General features: G+C 56.1%; 8 protein-coding genes and 2 tRNA genes. All 10 read left to right on the top strand.

Going from position 1 to position 12,636, the window contains the following annotated elements; all coding sequences use genetic code 11:
- The first annotated feature begins 87 nt into the window (after positions 1-87).
- The 10 genes from rlmD to LIO98_RS04775 all read left to right on the top strand — a co-directional run bounded on the left by rlmD (position 88) and on the right by LIO98_RS04775 (position 12,156).
- On the top strand, positions 88-1,458 hold the full coding sequence (rlmD, locus tag LIO98_RS04820; protein WP_291953669.1) for a 23S rRNA (uracil(1939)-C(5))-methyltransferase RlmD: 1,371 nt from the start codon (positions 88-90) through the stop codon (positions 1,456-1,458).
- 246 nt (positions 1,459-1,704) lie between these two features.
- Positions 1,705-3,489 (top strand): alkaline phosphatase, encoded by a 1,785-nt coding sequence (locus LIO98_RS04815; RefSeq protein WP_291953667.1) that lies wholly within the window; start codon positions 1,705-1,707, stop codon positions 3,487-3,489.
- A 25-nt stretch (positions 3,490-3,514) separates the two neighbouring features.
- Positions 3,515-4,033 carry a hypothetical protein gene (locus tag LIO98_RS04810; protein WP_291953666.1) on the top strand — a complete coding sequence of 173 codons (519 nt, stop codon included), beginning with the start codon at positions 3,515-3,517 and terminating at the stop codon, positions 4,031-4,033.
- Entirely contained in the window at positions 4,030-4,710 is a 681-nt protein-coding gene (locus LIO98_RS04805) for an ABC transporter ATP-binding protein (protein WP_291953664.1), read from the top strand. The genes LIO98_RS04810 and LIO98_RS04805 overlap by 4 nt, the downstream gene beginning before the upstream one ends.
- Complete coding sequence (locus LIO98_RS04800; protein WP_291953662.1) at positions 4,707-5,933, top strand: ABC transporter permease; 1,227 nt, start codon at positions 4,707-4,709, stop codon at positions 5,931-5,933. Before LIO98_RS04805 ends, LIO98_RS04800 begins: the two co-directional genes overlap by 4 nt.
- Before the next feature lie 155 nt (positions 5,934-6,088).
- Positions 6,089-7,288 carry an efflux RND transporter periplasmic adaptor subunit gene (locus LIO98_RS04795; RefSeq protein ID WP_291953660.1) on the top strand — a complete coding sequence of 400 codons (1,200 nt, stop codon included), beginning with the start codon at positions 6,089-6,091 and terminating at the stop codon, positions 7,286-7,288.
- Positions 7,289-7,300: 12 nt separating this feature from the next.
- The gene (locus LIO98_RS04790; RefSeq protein ID WP_291953658.1) at positions 7,301-10,438 is read left to right on the top strand and encodes a multidrug efflux RND transporter permease subunit; all 3,138 of its coding nucleotides are present in this window, start codon (positions 7,301-7,303) and stop codon (positions 10,436-10,438) included.
- The gene (locus LIO98_RS04785; protein WP_291953656.1) at positions 10,439-11,938 is read left to right on the top strand and encodes an efflux transporter outer membrane subunit; all 1,500 of its coding nucleotides are present in this window, start codon (positions 10,439-10,441) and stop codon (positions 11,936-11,938) included.
- A gap of 60 nt (positions 11,939-11,998) precedes the next feature.
- A tRNA-Gly gene (locus tag LIO98_RS04780) sits at positions 11,999-12,074 on the top strand.
- 6 nt (positions 12,075-12,080) lie between these two features.
- Positions 12,081-12,156: transfer RNA gene (locus tag LIO98_RS04775), tRNA-Thr, on the top strand.
- The last annotated feature ends 480 nt before the right edge of the window (positions 12,157-12,636 follow it).

Genomic DNA, 12,636 nt, shown 5'->3' with positions numbered 1-12,636 from the left:
ACTACAGCGATATAGCCATATAATACTAAGGTATGGAAGAGGATTTTACCTACGCAAGAGGGCGGTTTTTAGTGTATAGTATCACCCATGATACAGGGAGATAAAATAAAGGTTACGATTTCAGATCTTAATAACGAAGGCGAAGGCGTCGTCCGCGCGGGCGAGGAACGTTTCGTCGTCTTTGTCACCGACGCCCTTCCCGGCGAAGAGGTGGAGGCACGTCTTGTAACAAAGAAGAAAAACTACGGGACGGCTAAAGTGCTGCGCAGGTTATCCGAATCGCCCGAGCGTATAACGCCGGCCTGCGGCCTATTTGGACGCTGCGGAGGCTGCCAGCTTCAGCACATATCCTACGGCGCCCAGCTGAGGATGAAGCGGAAGACGGTCGTTGACGCATTGGAGAGGATAGGCGGGATAGAGGCGCCGAATGTTCATGAGTGCGTCCCCTCGCCGGAGCTTTGGGGTTACCGCAACAAGGCGTCGCTGCCGGTACAGAGCCTTGGCGGCGAAAGTCTGCGCGCGGGATTTTACAGGCCGCGCAGCCACGATATAATCCCATATTCCGACTGTCCTGTGCTGCTGCCGCAGATAAATAGAAATATTCGCGGGCTTCTCGCGGCGCTGCGCGAAGAGGGTTTTTGCGGCGCGCGCGAGGGCAGGCGCTCCCTGCCGAACGAGCTGATCCGTCATATCGTCGTCAGACAGGCGCAGTTCGGCGAGGATTCGCTCTGCGCGGTGATCGGCAGACGGCCGCTTTCGAAAAAAGAGGAAAACAGTCTGCGCTCCGCCGCGCAAAAGATAAAGGGACTTTCGGGAATGGTATATAACATAAACAACTCTCCCGGGAATTTCATCTGGGGAAGCCGTACAACGCCCATATACGGCGCGGAGCTGATGAGCGAACGGCTGGGAAGATATAAATTCACCTTCGAAGCCAGCTCCTTTTTCCAGGTGAACTCCGCCCAGGCCCTCAGCCTTTACGATTACGCCGCGGGGCTCGCCCTCGACGGCGCGCCCGGTAAAATACTTGAACTCTATTCCGGCGTCGGCAGCCTCACCGCCTTCTTAGCCGCCGGCGGCGCCGAGGTGACCGCCGTTGAAAGCTGGCTTCCCGCGGCGAAGTATATCGCCGGCAACGCCGAACGGAACGGGATAAAAAAGATTGTCCCGCACACTGCACAGGCGGAGGATATCGCGGAGAGCCTAAGCGGCAGCCGCTGCGACGTCGTAGTGGTGGACCCGCCGCGCTCCGGCTGCGACGAAAAGGTAATCGCCGCGATACTGAAAACGGCTCCGGAGAGGATCGTATATGTATCCTGCAACCCGGCGACGCTAGCCAGAGATATCAGGCGCCTCGCGGAGGGCGGCTACACGCCGCTTGAGGCGCGCCCCTTCGATATGTTCCCGCAGACCGGGCATGTGGAGACAGTTACGCTGCTCGTTAAAGCCGGGAAATAAAATTCCAGCAAGAACTTAAAAAATTTTTCCTGCCTCACTGCAAGGGCAGTCCAAAACGTATCTTTTTAGGGACGGCCCGAATTTATCCCAATCAGCGCTTCGGCTCATCATAACCCCGCGGTGCGGCGCCATTTTTACAAATACTTAACATATCCTTACTTTTTGCTTAACATCTCCTACCTATAATGCACTCCAGGTACTAATGGAGAAATTATTGTCAGCAGAAAAGGAAGGATTGGTTTAAAAATGAATTTGTTCACGGACAAGAAAAAAGTCGTGGCGGCGGTCGCTCTGGGATTGAGCTGCGCGCTGACGGCCTGCATTCCAAACCCCGCTCTGGCCCGGTATTCCGCGCCGCAGGAAGAGACTGTCAGAGTTTTGCCGATCAACAGGGCAAAATTCCTTCAGGGGCAGAAATTTGACTTTGCTGTGGAGGTAAAGAACGGCTCCGCCTCCGGGATACAGGTGACGGTCAACGGCAAAGACGCGGCCGCCTTTTTTGGTAAGAAGGCCTCGACGTCGATGGAGGGTCCCATAGCCGTCTACCGTATCGACGACGTAAGTTTCCCCAAGTCAGGCAAGTACACCGTCAGCGTCACGGACGCCGATGGCAGGCGCAGCGTAGAGTACAGCGTCACCGACGAAAAGTCTAAAAAACGCGCGAAAAACGTCATCCTCCTGATAGGCGACGGTATGAGCGTACAGGCGAGAGAGATCGCGCGCATACTCTCCAAGGGTATTACCGAGGGCAAGTACAACGATCTGCTGAATATGGAAAAGATGCCCCACATGGCGCTAATCACGACCTCCGGCTATGATTCGCTCGTCACAGACTCCGCCAACAGCGCCTCCGCCTACGCGACGGGCCATAAGAGCGTCGTCAACGCGATGGGCGTCTATGAAAACTGCACAAAAGATCCCCTTGACGACCCCAAAGTAGAAAATATTATCGAGCTTGCGAAACGTACGCGCGGCATGGCGACCGGCATCGTCTCCACCTCCAACATCACCGATGCTACGCCGGCGGCGATGCTGGCCCATACTCGCCGCCGCGCGGAGCTCAACTATATCGCGCAGGATATGCTGACGGAACGCCACCGCCCGGACGTGATCCTCGGCGGCGGGTCGGCTAACTTCCTGCCGAAGAGCGTCAACGGCTCCAAGCGTAAAGACGACGTTAATGTGATCAAGGGTTTTGAAGACCTTGGCTACCGTTTTTCAAGCACGAAGAGCGAACTTGATAAGATTCCCGCCGAAGCCGACAAACTGCTGGGCCTCTATCACCTCAACCACATGAATGTCTATGTGGACCGCGCGATGCTGAAAAACCCTAAGGTCCTCGGCGGTTTCGATGACCAGCCCGGGCTTGTGGAGATGACCGACAAAGCCATCCGCGCCCTGAGCAAAAATAAGAACGGCTTCTTCCTGATGGTCGAGGGAGCCTGCATTGACAAGCAGCTGCACGTCCTTGACTGGCAGCGCGCCGCCTATGACAATATTGAGTTTGACCAGGCGGTCGGAGTGGCGCAGAAATTTGCCGAGAAAAACCCCGACACGATGATAGTAGTCGTCGCCGACCATGCCCATGGCGCGAGCATCACCGGCACCTACCACGAGCTTGACGGCAAGAAGGGCCGTGAAGCTGTGCGTACTTACGCCGACGCCAAATGGACCACCTTCGAGGACCTCGACGGCGACGGATACCCCGATGATCCTAATCCCTCCGTGACCCTCGCGGTACAGTTCGCCAACCATCCCGATACAAACGTCGATTACAGATTCAAGCAGGTTCCCACCGACCCGGCGATCATGTCAGGCGACAAGGCGGTTGCCAATCCCAATATCAAAGGTGAATTAGCTCCCGGCAACATTCCCGCCGCTGATTTGCAGGAGGTCCACTCCGCCGACGATATCCTCCTCAACGCGCAGGGCCCCGGCTCCGAATACTTCCGCGGCGTAATGGACAATACCGAGGTGTTCTTCGGCATCGTCAGGGCGCTTGGCCTGGACGGCAATAAGAACGTCAAATAGTGATTTTGGAAAGGGTTGAGCAAAAGTGCTGCTAAGGGTACTGGCTGTTTCAGCGATACTACTGACGCTCGCCCTCTCTTTCACCGCCGACACACAGCAGATAACGGCTTCCTTCGGGAAGCCGCTTTCTGCTGATTATGGCGCGGCGGCGGCCTGGGGGTGGGGAAAAGAGGCTACCAAGATCGGCTTTGACGAAATGTACAGCTCCATATCCTCCCGTGGAATCGTTATTTCCGATAAGTTGAAAAAGTCCGTCGGTACGAAAGTGAGCATGGTCGGCTTTATGGCGCCGCCGCTGACCCCGACTATCAACTTTTTTGTCCTTACCAGGGAACCGATGTCCATCTGCCCATTTTGCTCCAGCGACGCTGATTGGCCATCAGATATCGTAGTTGTGAAATTGAGCGAGCCGGTAAAGGCTCTGCCCTATGACAGGCCGATCAGGGTTACGGGCATCCTGGAACTGGGGACGGCGGTCGACGCGGAGACTGGTTTTGTCAGCCTGGTACGCATCGTCAGCGAAAAGTTGGAGGTCGTAAAGTGAACCTGCTTGAGATAAGCGGTCTTCAAAAGACCTTTTATGACGCCGGTGGCAGCGCGGCGGCCCATATCTCCGTGCCAAAGCTTGTGCTTGCACCCGGTGAAATGCTGATCCTCGAGGGGCCCAGCGGCAGCGGCAAGACCACTTTGCTTCATCTCATTTCCGGCCTCCTGAAAGAGGATGAGGGCGAAATTATATTTGGCGGCGTTTCCGTGACAGGTTTCACGGCGAAAGAACGCGACCGCTGGCGGGCCGCCAATATCGGCTATATATTTCAAAAACTTAATCTGCTCGAGGCTTTGACGGCGGAAGAGAATATTATTCTGGCCGCCAAATGGAGGGCCGGCCGCCAGCCGGACGAAGATCCGAGGCAGGCTGCCATCGCTTTATTGGAGCATATGGGGCTGGGCAACAAGGCAAAGGCGCGTCCCTCGAAGCTTAGTCTGGGAGAGCAGCAGCGCGTGGCGATACTGCGCGCCGTCTTCAACAGGCCGCGTCTTCTGCTCGCGGACGAACCGACTGCGAGCCTCGACCGCAGCAACGCCGATATCGTTCTGGCCCTTCTGAAAGAGCTGTGCGGCCGGTACGGGGCGGCGCTGCTCCTAAGCACTCACGACGATTATGTGAAGGCGCAGTTTGGCAGGCGCTACGATATACGAATAGGCAGGTATGCTGAATGAGCGATCTATTATTGCTAAGACGTTTTCTTATCTACAGATGGATGCAAAACTCTCTAGCGGCGGCGGTGATGGCGGTCAGTATCGCGCTCGCCGTCGTTATTTTGCTTCTGGCCGAAGGGCTGCACGGCGGGCTTGTTCGTGCGGCAAATCCCTTTCCGATGCTCATGGGGGCCAAGGGCAGCCCGAACCAGCTGGTGCTGAACGGCGTCTTTCTGCAGGATCAGCCTATCGGCAACATCGGCTACGATCAGGTGGAGAAGCTGCGCCTCAATCCCAATGTGGCCTCCGCCGTCCCCCTGGGCTTTGGCGATAACTATCGCGGTTATCGTCTGGTCGGCACGGAGCCGGATATTTTTAAAATCAGCAACGGTATCGGCGGCGGGGATAAGCCATGGCTCACTCTCTTGGGGGGATGTACTTTTCAGGACGCCTACGAGGCGGTGATCGGCGCCGAGGTGGCGCGCGGCTGCGGTCTGAAGATAGGCGATACATTTGCATCCATTCACGGTACGGTGAGCGCGGATGGCGGTGCGGCGCACCGCGAGAAATATACCGTTGTCGGTATTCTTGCTCCGCTGCACGGTCCATATGACGGCAGCATCCTAGTCGGTATGGAGAGCATATGGCTGGCACACTCCCACGGAGAGGCCGAGGAAGATCATGCGCGGTCGGAGGTCGAACACCATGATGGCCGCGAGGTGACGGCGGTCGTTATACGGCCCGCGGGCTACGCGCAGGCGATGCAGCTGGCGGGACAGTACGTTAAGGATTCCGAGGTGCAGATCGTCTTTCCCTCGAAGATAGTTGTTCAGCTCTTTTACATTATGGGCAATATTGAACAGATAATGCGGATATTCAGCTGGGGCGTCATTTGTCTGGCGCTGGTCATAATCGCCTGCTCTCTATATTGGTTTATCATCGGCAGTACGCGTGACCAGGCGATCATGCGGGCCCTTGGCGCTACCAGTGAGAATGTGTCGGCGCTCAACTTTGAAATGGGCATGGCCCTGGTTCTTTGCGGCTCCGTCCTCGGGATGATCCTTGGGCACGCCGCCTTCTGCGCGCTAGGCTCGATACTGCAGAGTAAGACGGCTGTTTACATTTCGGCGGGTTTCCTACCGGAAGAGGCGGCGCTTATGGCGATGATCCTTCTCTGCGGAGCCGTTTGCTCGTGGCTGCCCTCGCGCCTGCTGGGCAGACGGGATATCGTCGAGACGCTGTAGTGCGCAGGCGGGGGCATTACGGCATCAAGACTCCGCCATATTCAGTATTTCCGCTAAGGTATTGCTGCTATCACTGAGGCGGTGTCTTTCATTTTTATTTAGTATGTTATAATGAAATTTACTAAATTGTCCTTATGCGAGGAGTAGATGTATCCGTGGAAAACGAAAATAAGACAACGGAAATACAGAGCGAGCCCCAGAATGCTGAGAGCAGGAAATATATCATATATGTAATCATCGCATTCATAGTTATCGCCGCCGCCGCTGGCTGGTGGTATTTTAAGAACGAAGAAAAGAAAAAAGCCGCCGCGGCGGCCGCGGCAATGGTCCCGCCTCCCGTCGTCTCTGAAATGACGGTCAAGCGCTCCGACATGCCGATCACAATGGAATACACGGGGCAGACGGCTGGTTTCAAACAGGCTGAACTGCGCGCGCAGGTCGGAGGCATCATAAAGAAAAAATCATATAAAGAGGGCATGCCGGTAAAGGCTGGTCAGGTCATGTTCGTCATTGACCAGGCGCCCTACCGCGCCGCCGTCAACAGGAACTACGCCTCTCTGAAACAGAGCGAAGTGCAGATGAACCTGATGAAGACGGATTATGACAGGGCCTCGGCTCTTTATAAGAAAAACGCCGTGAGCAAGGCCGATTTTGACACGGCGGAGTCGAACTTCAAGGCGTCGAAATCGGCGGTGGACGCGGCCCGCGCCGCGCTGCGCCAGTCCCAGATAGATTTGGAATGGACGACCGTCAGGGCTCCGATCGCGGGTCTGAGCGGCAAAGAAAACTATTCCGTGGGAAATCTCATCGAGGCGGGAGGGCTTCTGACGACGATCGTACAGTCCGATAAGGTCTACGTCGATTTTGCGATACCCGCCGACACCTATCGTAAAAGCACGCTGCTCGCCGAACAGGGCTTCCTTAAAACAGAAGAGGGCGGTCCCTATGTGGAGCTGGCGCTGGGTGACGGCACTAAGATAGATAAAAAGGGAAAGATCGACTTCCAGAACCAGTTCGTAACGCCGCAGACCGCTTCGATCAACGCGCGCGCCGTATTTGACAATAAGGGCAATTCTCTCTATTCAGGGCAGTTTGTACGCGTCTATGTGAAAGGATATTATGTTCCCAACATCATCCAGGTGCCGCTTAAAGCCATTCTGCAGGCCAGCGAAAAATCGTTCGTTTATAAGCTTAGCGATGAAAATACTACGGAAAAGGTTGAGATAACGATCCTCAGGACGATAGACAATACCTGTCTTGTGGGCAAGGGACTCGAAGAGGGAGAGAGAATAGTGCTTGACGGCGTCGGCAAAGTGCGCCCCGGCGAAAAGGTAGCTATAGAGGGAGCAAAATAAATGTTTTCCATAATGTTTATAAAACGGCCCATTCTGGCGACCGTTTGCTCAATCGTCATCGTCATCGCTGGGATAGTGTCTATTTATACGCTTCCCATCGCGCAGTTCCCTGAGCTTGTGCCGCCTCAGGTCACCGTCAGCGCGCAGTATCCGGGAGCGACTCCCGAGGTCATTGCGCAGGTCGTGGCCGCGCCGCTGGAGACGCAGATAAACGGCGTAGACGACATGATATACATGAACTCCGTCAGCAACGGGCAGGGAAACATGGTCCTCACCGTCACCTTTGAGCTTGGGACGGACGCCGACCAGGCTACGATAAACGTCAACAACCGCGTGCAGATGGCCACTCCCTCGATACCGGCGGAGGTCCGCCAGTACGGTATCGTTGTGCAGAAGTCGTCGCCCAACCTGCTGCTCATCTTCTCGCTCTTCTCACCACAGGGAATATACGACACGACTTACATAAGCAATTACGCGCTGCTCAACGTCGTTGACGGGCTCAAGCGCATTCCCGGAGTCAGCGACGTCAATATCTTCACAAACCAGGATTACGCGATGCGCATCTGGCTCAAACCCGACAAGATGTCGCAGCTGGGGATAACTCCCTCCGATGTCGCCGCCGCGATACAGGACCAGAACAGCCAATACGCGCTAGGGCGCTTCGGCGACGCGCCGACGAAAGCAGATATACAGAAGACCTATATCATGACGACGACCGGCCGTCTGACGACGGAAGAAGAATTTGAGAATATCATCATTAAGAGCATCCCAGGAGGAGAGACTGTCTATCTCAGGGATATCGCGCGCGTGCAGCTCGGCGCGAAAAACTACAGCTTCTCGGGAACGCAGAACGGCACGCCCGCCGTCCCCGTCGGGGTCACCCTCGCGCCGGGGGCCAACGCAATACACGTATGCGACGAGGTCAAGGCTCAGCTTGCCGAGGCGCAGAAGAAGTTCCCCAGCGGGCTCGTCTACGATATCCCTTATGACACTACGACCTTCGTCCGTGTATCTATAGAGGAAGTCATTATCACGCTCATCGAGGCGCTGGTGCTTGTGTTCCTCGTCGTTCTGCTCTTCCTGCAGGACCTCCGCGCCACGATAATTCCCTGTCTCGCCGTCCCTGTCTCCATAATCGGGACCTTCGCCGGACTCAAAGCCTTCGGATTCTCGATCAACACGCTGACGCTCTTCGGCGTCGTCCTTGCGATAGGGCTGGTAGTCGACGACGCTATCGTCGTCATTGAAAATGTCGACCGTCATATGGAGGAGGATGGCCTGTCGCCGTTCGACGCGACCTGCAAGGCGATGGAAGAGGTCACGGCGCCGGTCATCGCCATCGTCCTCGTGCTCACCTCCGTCTTTGTGCCGATCGCTTTCCTTGGAGGGTTCACAGGTGAGCTCTATAAGCAGTTTGCGGTCACGATCGCGACCTCGGTTATAATTTCCGGCTTTGTGGCGCTTTCGCTGACCCCCGCACTCTGTGCGATGATCCTGAAACCCTCGGACCACAAACCGAAATTTATCTTATTTAAGTGGTTCAACTCCTTCTTTGACCGCCTCACATATGGCTTCTCATCTTCCGTGCGTGTGATGCTCAAGCACGGCATAGTCGTCTTCGTCGTCTTCCTGCTCTTTCTTGGAGCCACGGCGCGGATGGCGGTGACACTGCCTACCTCCCTGGTTCCCGACGAAGACCAGGGTATCATCATGGAATCTATGTCCCTGCCCGACGGCAGCGCGCTCAACCAGACCGAGGAACTGGCGAAGAAGGTCTCTGAGATAACATCCTCCATGCCGGAGGTGGAGACGGCGCTCGTTTTTGCCGGGTACAACATCCTCAACTCTTCCAACCAGTCTAACTACGGCGCGGGATTTATCCGCCTTAAAGACTGGGATCAGCGTAAGGGAGCCGGCGAGGATTCGTTCTCCGTGGCTAATAAAGTGATGGGGAAGGCCTGGAGCATTCCCGAGGGGCAGGTCTTTGCCTTTAATCCGCCTGCGATTATCGGCATGAGCACCACGGGCGGCGTCGAAGGCTATCTGCAGAGCAGGATCACCACGGACGCCGATGAAATTGAGGCCATCGTCCAGAAGTTCATAGAAGAGGCCGACAAGAGGCCGGAGATCGCGAGCGTGACGACGACCTTCTCAACAAAGGTGCCGCAGTACTACGTCTACATCGACAGGGTGAAGGCCAAATCGCTCGGTGTCAGTCTGGCGGACGTTTTTGGGGCGATGGGCAGCATCTACAGCAACTATTATGTGAATGACTTTGATAAGATGGGACGCACCTTCCAGGTGCTTATCTCTTCCGAGTCGAATTACAGGGACAGGCCGGACGGCATCAAGTATACCTACATTCGTTCGCAAAACGGCGACATGATACCGTTGGAGTCTCTGGTCGAGCTGCGGCCGACGACTGGACCGGACACGATGGAGCGTTTCAACGTCTTTCCCGCCGCGAAGCTTACTGGACAGCCGGCTGCGGGATATACTTCCGGGCAGGTCATAAAGGCCCTGGAGGAGACGGCGGCGACGCTGCCCGACGGCTATACGCTCGCCTGGACCGGCACGGCCTATCAGGAGAAGCAGACCGGTTCGGCAACGATGATCGCCTTCGTGCTGGGTATCATCATGGTCTTCCTCATTCTGGCGGCGCAGTATGAGCGGTGGAGTCTGCCCTTTGCGGTAGTCCTCTCCGTTCCCTTCGCGCTCTTCGGCGCCTTTGCCGCGACGATGCTGCGCGGCCTCTCCGACGACCTTTATTTCCAGGTGGCGTTGGTCACGCTGATCGGCCTATCCGCGAAAAACGCCATTCTGATCGTTGAATTCGCGCTGGAAGAGCACCAAAAGGGGGTGCCGCTGATGCAGGCGGCGGTAAACGCCTCGCACCTGCGTTTCCGTCCGATCATCATGACCTCGCTGGCCTTCATTCTCGGAGTCCTGCCGCTCGCCATCAGCACCGGCGCGGGCGCCGCCAGCCGGCACTCGATCGGAACGGGTATAATCGGCGGCATGGTGGCGTCCACTGTGATCGGTATATTCTTTGTGCCCTGTTTCTTTATGATGGTCATGCGGCTCTCTTCACATAAAAAGGATTCCGCAGCCGAAGATGCAGTTTCAACAGCGGAAGGGGAGGCGAAGTAGATGACTACCAGCGCGCTTTTAGCGGCACTTTTTATCGGTTCGTTCTTTCATATAGACTTGGGGCCGAAGATAACGTCCCCTCTGGCGTACGATATGCCGCCGGCCTATGTGAGCTCCGTCTCCGGCGACATTCAGACAGGCAGAGCTTCCGCGGTGGAAAAGATAGCGCCTGATACCGCTTGGTGGACGCTCTTTAACGAGCCTGTCCTAAATCAGTGTATAGACGAGGCCTTCCGGCGTAATCGCGATCTCGAAGGCGCCCTTGCCGCCGTAGCCCAGTCGCGGGCCGCCTTCAAGGTGGCGCGCGGCGAACAGCGCCCCTCTTTGAACGCCCAGCTGGACGCTTCACGCTCATATATTCTTGGCGGCGCGGACGGAAAACGCGATGAGACAAACTTGCTTGAACCCGCAGGCGGCGTAAGCTATGAGATGGACCTCTGGGGCAAGCTCCAGAAGGCCACCCGCGCGGCGAGAGAAAACATCCTTGCGACCGAAGCGGCGAAGAACACGGTCCGCCTGTCATTGGCGGGCGAGGTGGCGAAGAATTACTTCTCGCTGCGCGCCGCCGACCGGCAGATACAAATCGCCCAGGAAAACCTCAAATCACAGCAGAGGACGCTTGACCTGAGCAAGTACCAGTACGAACAGGGACAGGTCAGCGAGCTGGAGGTGCGGCGCAACGAGGCCCTTGTCGCCTCCACGGCGGTGCAGGTCCGGCAGCTGCAGCTGGCGATGACGCAGTACGAAACTTCACTGCTGCTGCTGATGGGACGCGACCCCAAAGAGTTCGCCGCGCGCGAAGTGCCGCGCGGGGCATACATAGCGGAACTTCCGCCCTGCCCCTCCATTCCCGAGGGACTGCCCGCGGAGTTGCTGACTCAGCGCCCCGATATACTGCAGGCGGCCTTCAACTACCGCACGGCGCTCGCGAACATCGGTTCCGCGAAGGCGGCGCAGTATCCGACGATATCCCTCAGCGGCCTGATCGGAAACGTCAACAACTCCGTGAGCGAGATGCTGGACGGCCCTACGGGCTGGGCGGCGGCGGCTGGGATCGTAGCGCCGCTTTATAACGGCGGCAAACTTGAGGCAAACGTGAAAAAAACCGAGGCGGCGGCCCAGCAGGCGCTTGCCCAGTACTATAAAACTGTGCAGAACGCGATGAAAGAGACTATTGACGCCATCAACGCCAACGAAAAGAGCGAAGAGGTAATAGCCCTGGAGATCAGGCAGGAAGAGGCCCAGCGCAGGGCCTTTGAGCTGGCGCAGAGCCAGTACCTTGACGGAATGACAAGCCAGCTTGACCTGCTTGACGCCCAGCGCAGCCTGCTCGCCGTACAGCTGCAGCTTGAGGGCAGCCGGGCAGATCGTCTCAATTCGGCGGTTGGTCTTTGCCTCGCTCTTGGCGGAGGCTGGCAGTACCGCGCGGGCGACGATCTTGAGACAAAAGAGCTGCCTACTCCCTGGAAAGATAAAAAAGAGGCGGGAAAAAAGCAATAATTTTTCAAAAGGGGCTGGCATACTTCGGGAAGTTATGCTATTATATTTTCCGTTGATTGCGCGGATATAGCTCAGCTGGTAGAGCATTAGCTTCCCAAGCTAAGGGTCGCGGGTTCGAATCCCGTTGTCCGCTCCAAAAGAGGCCAACGTGGCTCAGTAGGTAGAGCAGCGCACTCGTAATGCGCAGGTCTCCGGTTCGAATCCGGACGTTGGCTCCATTTAACAAGTCAGGCCCCTTTTAGGGGCCTTTTTTTATTGCTTGTTACGCTTGTTAAGGTTGTTAAAAGCCTGTTATAATCAAGCGTAACGGGCTTTTTTGATTTTTGGCAGGTGCCGAGGCTACCAAAGTTTTTTAAGGCCTGTTAAGCTAAAATCAGCACTAAGTTGTTTGATATTCAGCACTAAGAGAATGATTTTAGTGCTTAACAGGGAGGGAATGCAGTTGCTGACTGAATTATCCGTGCAGAGTCTAAGGCCTAGGGTACAGCGCTTTATGAGGGCTGATCGGGGCGGTTTGTATATTGAGGACTGGCCTGCTTGGCAAGTATATTGGTAGTATGTTCCGCCAAAGGCCGACAGTCAGTCGCTTTCGTAGATATCGGAAAAGTTGCATAGGTCAGATCCGCAGGAGGTTTTTTCTTAGGGCTAACGAAGTGTGCGTTCAGTACTTATTAAGATGTCTTCTTATATTTTAACTG

The organism is Cloacibacillus sp., from assembly GCF_020860125.1.
Taxonomy (GTDB): Bacteria; Synergistota; Synergistia; order Synergistales; family Synergistaceae; genus Cloacibacillus.
This window is presented reverse-complemented; position numbering and strand designations above follow the sequence as displayed.